This is a genomic window from Mesorhizobium sp. M2A.F.Ca.ET.039.01.1.1, assembly GCF_003998035.1.
GTDB lineage: Bacteria > Pseudomonadota > Alphaproteobacteria > Rhizobiales > Rhizobiaceae > Mesorhizobium.
In genome coordinates this window covers 1-6,552 of the sequence record NZ_RZRY01000361.1, presented here as the reverse complement: position 1 = coordinate 6,552, position 6,552 = coordinate 1, and the positions used below count along the sequence as shown (strand labels likewise).

7 protein-coding genes are annotated in these 6,552 nt (G+C 64.7%); 3 read left to right on the top strand and 4 right to left on the bottom strand.

Annotated features, from left to right (window positions below; genetic code table 11):
* Positions 1-219 (bottom strand): metallophosphoesterase (locus EOA24_RS23685; RefSeq protein WP_245501839.1); only part of this gene is annotated, 219 nt, incomplete at its 3' end.
* Positions 220-675: 456 nt separating this feature from the next.
* A complete protein-coding gene (locus tag EOA24_RS23680) occupies positions 676-2,583 on the bottom strand; it encodes a propionyl-CoA synthetase (RefSeq protein ID WP_127410121.1) in 1,908 nt (635 codons plus the stop codon).
* Positions 2,584-3,039: 456 nt separating this feature from the next.
* Here EOA24_RS23680 and EOA24_RS23675 point away from each other — a divergent pair, with 456 nt between their 5' ends.
* The 3 genes from EOA24_RS23675 to EOA24_RS23665 are packed head-to-tail and all read left to right on the top strand — an operon-like array spanning position 3,040 to position 4,747.
* Positions 3,040-3,327, top strand: coding sequence for a PqqD family protein (locus EOA24_RS23675; RefSeq protein WP_042645095.1), 288 nt, complete (start codon positions 3,040-3,042; stop codon positions 3,325-3,327).
* On the top strand, positions 3,327-3,758 hold the full coding sequence (locus EOA24_RS23670) for a lasso peptide biosynthesis B2 protein (RefSeq protein WP_126079783.1): 432 nt from the start codon (positions 3,327-3,329) through the stop codon (positions 3,756-3,758). The genes EOA24_RS23675 and EOA24_RS23670 overlap by 1 nt, the downstream gene beginning before the upstream one ends.
* On the top strand, positions 3,755-4,747 hold the full coding sequence (locus EOA24_RS23665) for a serine kinase (protein WP_127410120.1): 993 nt from the start codon (positions 3,755-3,757) through the stop codon (positions 4,745-4,747). The genes EOA24_RS23670 and EOA24_RS23665 overlap by 4 nt, the downstream gene beginning before the upstream one ends.
* Here EOA24_RS23665 and EOA24_RS23660 read toward each other — a convergent pair.
* Entirely contained in the window at positions 4,735-5,760 is a 1,026-nt protein-coding gene (locus EOA24_RS23660; protein WP_127410119.1) for a nucleotidyltransferase family protein, read from the bottom strand. The two genes, EOA24_RS23665 and EOA24_RS23660, sit on opposite strands and share 13 nt — an antisense overlap.
* 169 nt (positions 5,761-5,929) lie before the next feature.
* A partial coding sequence (locus tag EOA24_RS23655) for a dihydroxyacetone kinase subunit DhaK (RefSeq protein ID WP_189354165.1) occupies positions 5,930-6,552 on the bottom strand: 623 nt, incomplete at its 5' end.

Below are 6,552 nucleotides of genomic sequence, written 5' to 3'. Positions count from 1 at the left end.
GCAGACGCGCTGGAAGCCTTTCGGCGGCGGCGCCATCAGATGGTCGACCACGCGCCGCGAATGCGGGCCGCGATCGATATAGTCGCCCAGCATGATGATGATCTTGCGGCCGCGGAACCGCTGTGCGTCGAGCTCGATTTTCTGTTCCAGCGCGCGCAGTTCGTCATGGCAGCCATGCACGTCGCCGATCGCATAGACGATCGTGTCGCGCATATCCATCACAAGGCGCTCGCGCGGCGCGGGTCGAGGGCGTTTCGATCGTTGAAACAGGCTCACGGATTGAGGCTCGGATACTTGCACTGATTTGCGCCTCGATATCATGCCGAATGCAAACAATTCCACACCGGCGGTCCAGGCAGCCAGACGAGCGGTTCCCCGCTTCCACGAAACGGTAGACCCCTCTCGGCGGGCTTCAACAGATGATGGAACAGGGTGGGACCGAGCGGCGGCAGGATGCGCGGCTCGCCGCCGGCCGCTACCGGCCGGTTGACGGCGACGGTAGCAAGGCATCGCGGTATGTCGACGCCGCCGAATGTCATCTCTTGTTGAGCCATGCCGTGCCTTCGGTATGGCCCCCCAGGCAAACTTAAAGTCTGATGCTGCATCGCACAACAAGCGATTGCAGCGCGGGGGAAACTGGCTAATACATTATTAACGCGGCCGTCTGCCGGGCTGCTACATTCCGATGCCGCGTCCCTTCAAGGCCGCCGTAATCTCGTCGAGGATCGCGGGATCGTCGATGGTCGCTGGCATCGCCCATTCCTCCTTGTCGGCGATCTTCTGCATCGTGCCGCGCAGGATCTTGCCGGAACGGGTCTTGGGCAGCCGCTTGATCGTCACCACGGTCTTGAAGGCGGCAACCGGGCCGATCCGCTCGCGCACCAGTCCCACCACTTCGCTTTCGATCGCGCCGCTGTCGCGGGCCACGCCGGCATTGAGCACTACGAAGCCCAGCGGCACCTGGCCCTTCATGGCATCGGCAATGCCGATGACGGCGCATTCGGCGACGTCGGGGTGGGCGGCCAGCACTTCTTCCATGGCGCCGGTCGAGAGACGGTGGCCGGCGACATTGATGATGTCGTCGGTGCGGGCCATCACGTAAAGATAGCCGTCCTCGTCCATCATGCCGGCATCGGCCGTCTTGTAGTAGCCGGGGAATTCTTCCAGGTAGGCCTGGCGGAAGCGGGCGTCGGCATTCCACAGCGTCGGCAGGCAGCCGGCGGGCAGCGGCAGCTTGACCACGACATTGCCGAGCGTGCCGCGCGGCACTTCGTGGCCAGCATCGTCGAGGATGCGGATGTCATAGCCCGGGATCGGCACGCCGGGCGATCCGTATTTCACCGGCAGCAGCCCGAGACCGGCCGGGTTGATTGTCATCGGCGAGCCGGTCTCGGTCTGCCACCAATGGTCGATCACCGGCCGATCGAGCTTCTGCTCGGCCCATTTGATCGTCTCGGGGTCGGCGCGCTCGCCGGCAAGGAACAGCGTGCGGAACTTCGACAGGTCGTATTTCGGCACGAACTCGCCCTTGGGGTCCTGCCCCTTGATGGCGCGGAACGCGGTCGGCGCGGTGAACAGCGCCACGACGCCATGCTCGGAGATCACCCGCCAATAGGTGCCGGCGTCCGGCGTGCCGATCGGCTTGCCCTCGAACAGCACGCTGGTGCAGCCATGCAGAAGCGGCCCGTAGACGATATAGGAATGGCCGACCACCCAGCCGACGTCGGAAGCCGCCCAGAACACTTCGCCCGGCTTGACGCCGAACTCGTTGTCCATGGTCCATTTCAGCGCGACCATATGGCCGCCATTGTCGCGCACGATGCCCTTCGGCTGGCCGGTCGTGCCGGAGGTGTAGATGATGTAGAGCGGGTCGGTGGCCAGCACCGGCACGCAGTCGACATTGGCGCCAGCGGCGCGCTCGCGGGCGACCGCATCGGCATAGTCGATGTCGTAATTGTCCTTCATCTCGCAGCGCAGTTGCTCGCGCTGCAGGATGAGGCAGGCGTCGGGCTTGTGCTTCGACATCTCGATCGCCTTGTCGAGCAGCGGCTTGTAGGCGACGATGCGACCGGGCTCCAGGCCGCAGGAAGCGCTGACGATCAGCTTCGGCTTGGCGTCGTCGATACGGGTGGCGAGCTCATGCGAGGCGAAGCCTCCGAACACCACCGAATGCACGGCGCCTAGCCTCGCGCAGGCCAGCATCGCGATCGCCGCTTCCGCCACCATCGGCATGTAGATGATGACGCGGTCGCCCTTGCCGACGCCGCGATGCCGCATCACCGAGGCCAGCGCGACCACCTCGCGCTTCAGTTCGGCATAGGTGAATTTCCGGATCGTTCCGGTGATCGCGCTGTCATGGATCAGCGCCAGCTGGTCGGCGCGTCCGCCGGCGACATGGCGGTCGATGGCGTTGTAGCAGGTGTTGCAGGAAGCGCCGACGAACCAGCGGCCATAGACGCCTTGCGCCGGATCGAAGACCTTCTCGGCCGGCTTGTCCCAGTCGATCGCCTTCGCCGCTTCGGCCCAGAACCCTACGGGGTCGCGCTTCCAGCCCTCATAGACTTCGTGATAGCGTGAGGCCATCGACATTCCCTCCCAGGACATTTTTTTGCCGTCTGGGAATAGCCTAAGTCGCTTTCATAGGCCATGTCTTCCTGACTTTCGTCGATATCGCCCGTCAAGCACCTGTCCGGCGCCGCCATGGCGTCGCCGCTCTTGCTGTCCGTGATGTAAGCCGGCTTAGAGCGGCAGCGCCGCCAGCATCAGCCCGACGCCGCCGGCGATCAGGATCGCCGCCGCAAGCGCCTTCCGATGGCGTTCGAACGCCGTCGGAGCCCGTTCCCAGTTGTAACGCATACAGATCATTCCCCCAAAGCCCGGCGGACTCATAGCTTACGCTAGGGCAGGAAGGCAAGACCTCGCTAATATTCGCCCCACGGCGGGCCGCGCGGCACGGCCTGTCGTTCCCTCCGCCGTCCATGGCGATGGACAGCCTCGCGGTCCCGCGCTATTTGCTCCCGGGCGAAGGGGAGCGGGCGCATGGCCGAGATTGGTTCCAAAACGGTGCTTCGGATGGCCGACGATGCGTCGGTGCAGCATGTCGGCGATGGCGCCGTCGTGCTGTTGGCGCGCAGCGGCCAGCTCTACACCTGCAACGACACGACCGAGGCCTTTCTCGACAAGGTTGATGGCGCGCGCAGCCTCGACCAGATCATTGACCTGTTGTCGGACGAATTCGAGGTCGACAAGGCAACGCTCGACGAGGATATGGCCGAATTGGCCGCCGAGTTGGTGGCTGAAGGCATCCTCGCCGACCCGGGCGTGTGATGACCGACGGGCCGGTCCTGCGCGCCCTGTTCCGCGCCCATTTGTGGCTCAGCGCCAGGCTGCTGCCGGTGCTGGTCGGCCGGCGCGATTTTGAAAGCGTGTTGAAACTGGCGCCGCTGCGCTCGCCCGCGCCCTATCGTGACTTGCCCTGGACCTATATCGTCCAGCGCGTTAACCGAACGGTGCGGCGGCCCTGGTTCATGCGCGACCGCAGATGTCTTCGCGAGGGTCTGCTCGGCTTCCGTTTTCTGCGCATGGCCGGTCTCGACCCGGAGCTGCGTTTCGGCGTCGATGCCAAATCGATGCACGAGCCCCGCCTGTCGGCGCATTGCTGGGTCTGCCTCGACGGCAAGCCGGTGGTCAGCGACAGTCAGCCAGGCATGGTGGAAATCTACCGCCATCCGCCCAGCGTGAAGGCGTCCGCTGCTTGAGCGACCGGACAACGACTTTCTTCTACGATCTCAAAGGGCAGGTCATAAGCGTCACTGCCGCCCGCGCCGACCTCTGGCCGAGCTTCGACCTGATGCTCGGCGCGCTGCGTGTGAGCGAGGCTGCCCGGCCCGGCTTTCGTGTCGATATCATCGAAACGCTTGATCTGCAGGAAAACCCTCAAGGGAAATTGGCTTTCGATGGCGAAGTGCCCTTCGACGGCCATTGCCGGATGATCGACGCCGGAGACGTCTTCCACCTCGTCTTTCCAGGTCAGCAGACGCTGTCGATCCTCGACAAGGAAAGCTGCGCCGAAATCCGCGTCCATCCGGACAGCAAGATCAAATGGACGCTGCTGATGATGGTGCTGGATGCCGCGCTCGATGCCGGAGGGCAGCACATGCTGCACACGGCCGGCCTGACGCTGCCGGGCAGCGAAGCGCTTGTGCTGATCCATGCGCCGAGCGGCACCGGCAAGTCGACGACGTCGCTGGCGCTCGCCTCGCAGGGCTTCGGCCTCTGTTCCGACGACGTCATGATCCTCAGGGCGACACAGGACGGCGTCACGGCCTGGGGCATGCCGCGTAAAGTGAAGATCCATCGCAACACCGCGGCGATGCTGCCTTTCGTGTCGCCCTACCTTGGCGAGACATGGGATGCTGAGGGCGAGCAGGCCGTGTCGCTCGATCGCCTTGGCGAGATCATCCGTGTCGAGGATGTTCGCGCCAGGCCGGTCGCGGCTCTTCTTCATCTTGCCCGCTCGGCCGATGGCAAGACAAGGCTGGTGCCCATGGCCAGGACCGATGCCATGGTGGCTTTGGCCGCCGACAATGTGAGGACCGGCATGACCGGCCTTTTGCCGCTGCAGAAAAGGCGAATGGCGACGATCGCAATATTGGTCAAGACGGTGCCGACCTTCACGCTGGAAGTGGGCGCGAGGCCGGTCGAAGCGGCGCAGCTGATCCGCGCCGCTCTGGGTCAAGCCGGATAGGGCCGTGCCCGCGCCAGCCTCTGCACCCAGCGGAAAGCGTCGCGGCTGAGGCGCGAGCGCAGCTTTTCGCGCGAGTTGACGCGCAGCAGCATGTTGCCGGTGATCAGCCATTTCGCCAGCCTTATCGAGAGGTTCGGCTTGATGCGGTTCGCAAGCTCGATCGCGCGCGGCGCGCCGAACAGACGTCCGGTGACGTTGAGGACCGTCGCCAGCTCAAGCTCTATGCCGGTCATGCGGGCCGCCTCCAGCAGGCGCGCTTCATCTTCCGGCGATCTCAGCGCCCGCACGCCTTGCAGCACGTCGACACATAGCTGCAGCCGGTGGAATTTGTGGCCGCCGGCGGCATGGACGATGGCGATGGTCAGAAGCGCGGCCGGCGTATCGGTTTCGCCGCCGTCGATCGCCTGCAGCTCGGGGAAGCCGAGCGACAGGCGCCGGCGCATGCCGGTGTCGTGCACCAGATTGCCGTGCAGCTCGATCAGCAGGCTGGAATTCTCTTTCTCCAGCCATTTGAATTCCTGCAGCTCGTGCGAGAGGGTCTCGCCGCTGCCGAGCTCAAAGCCGCATTCGGCGATCGTCCTGTTGGCTTCCTCGATGCCGGTCGGGTCGACGAGAATGTCGATATCGGTGAACGGCCGGTCGGCAAGTTGGCTATAGAGCCTGCGCGCGAACACCGGCCCCTTGACGATCCGGGCCGGAACGCCTTTCGCCGCCAGCGCCTTCATAATGCGATCGCCGTGATATTGCAGCAGCATCGACTGCCCGGTCGCCATCGTCATCTGGTCGCGCAACTCGGCAAGCTTTTGCCGCAGACCCGCGTCTTTCGGCAGATTGGCGTCGCCGCGTTCCCTGAACTTGCGCAGCACGATCGGCAGCACGCCGTGGAACTCCGCATTGGCGAGCAGCGCCAACAGGTCACCTGCGGAAACGTCCTTGCCCCAATCGGAGGGCGCCTCGGGGTCGGCAAGGTTGATCAGCAGTTTTTCCTGGGCAGGCGAAAGCTCGGGCAGCATCGTTGAGGCAACAGTGGCAAGGTTCCGCGCATGCTTGCCAGAAAAGTACCGGTGAAGCCAGAGACGCCTAGAGCGGTTCACCGTTTCAGGGAAACGCAGAACCGCTCTATCTCGTTGTTTTGGCGCAATTCCGGACGGAAAACCGCTTCACACTTTTCCTGGAATTGCGCTACATCCCCCAGCGCAGCGCCGCCGTGTGCACCGGAGCATCCCACAGCGCCGTCATGTCATCGTCGAGCATGGTCAGCGTGATCGAGCATCCAGCCATGTCGAGCGAGGTCACATACGAACCGACGAGCGAGCGGATCACCGTCACGCCGTGTCTCTCGAAGATTCTGCGGGCGCTGTTGTACATCAGGTAGAGCTCCATCGAGGGCGTGCCGCCGAAGCCGTTGACGAACAGCAGTGCCGGCCCCGTGGCGCGGTCGCCGAAATCGCCGGCGATCGCCGCGCAGACCTCCTCGGCGATGGCGTCGGCGCTCTTCAGCGCGTCGCGCCGCCGGCCGGGCTCGCCATGAATGCCGACGCCGAACTCCATCTCGCCGTCGCCGATCTCGAAGGTGGGCTTGCCGGCGGCGGGCACCGTACCGCTGGTCAACGCCACGCCCATCGAGCGCGTCGCGGCGTTGACGTGGTCGCCCAGCGCTTTGAGCGCGGGCAGCGCCATGCCTTGCTCGGCGGCGGCGCCTACGATCTTTTCCACCACCAGCGTGCCGGCGACACCGCGCCGTCCTGTCGTGTAGGACGAGTTCTCGACCGCGACGTCGTCATTGGTCACGACCTGCAGCACGC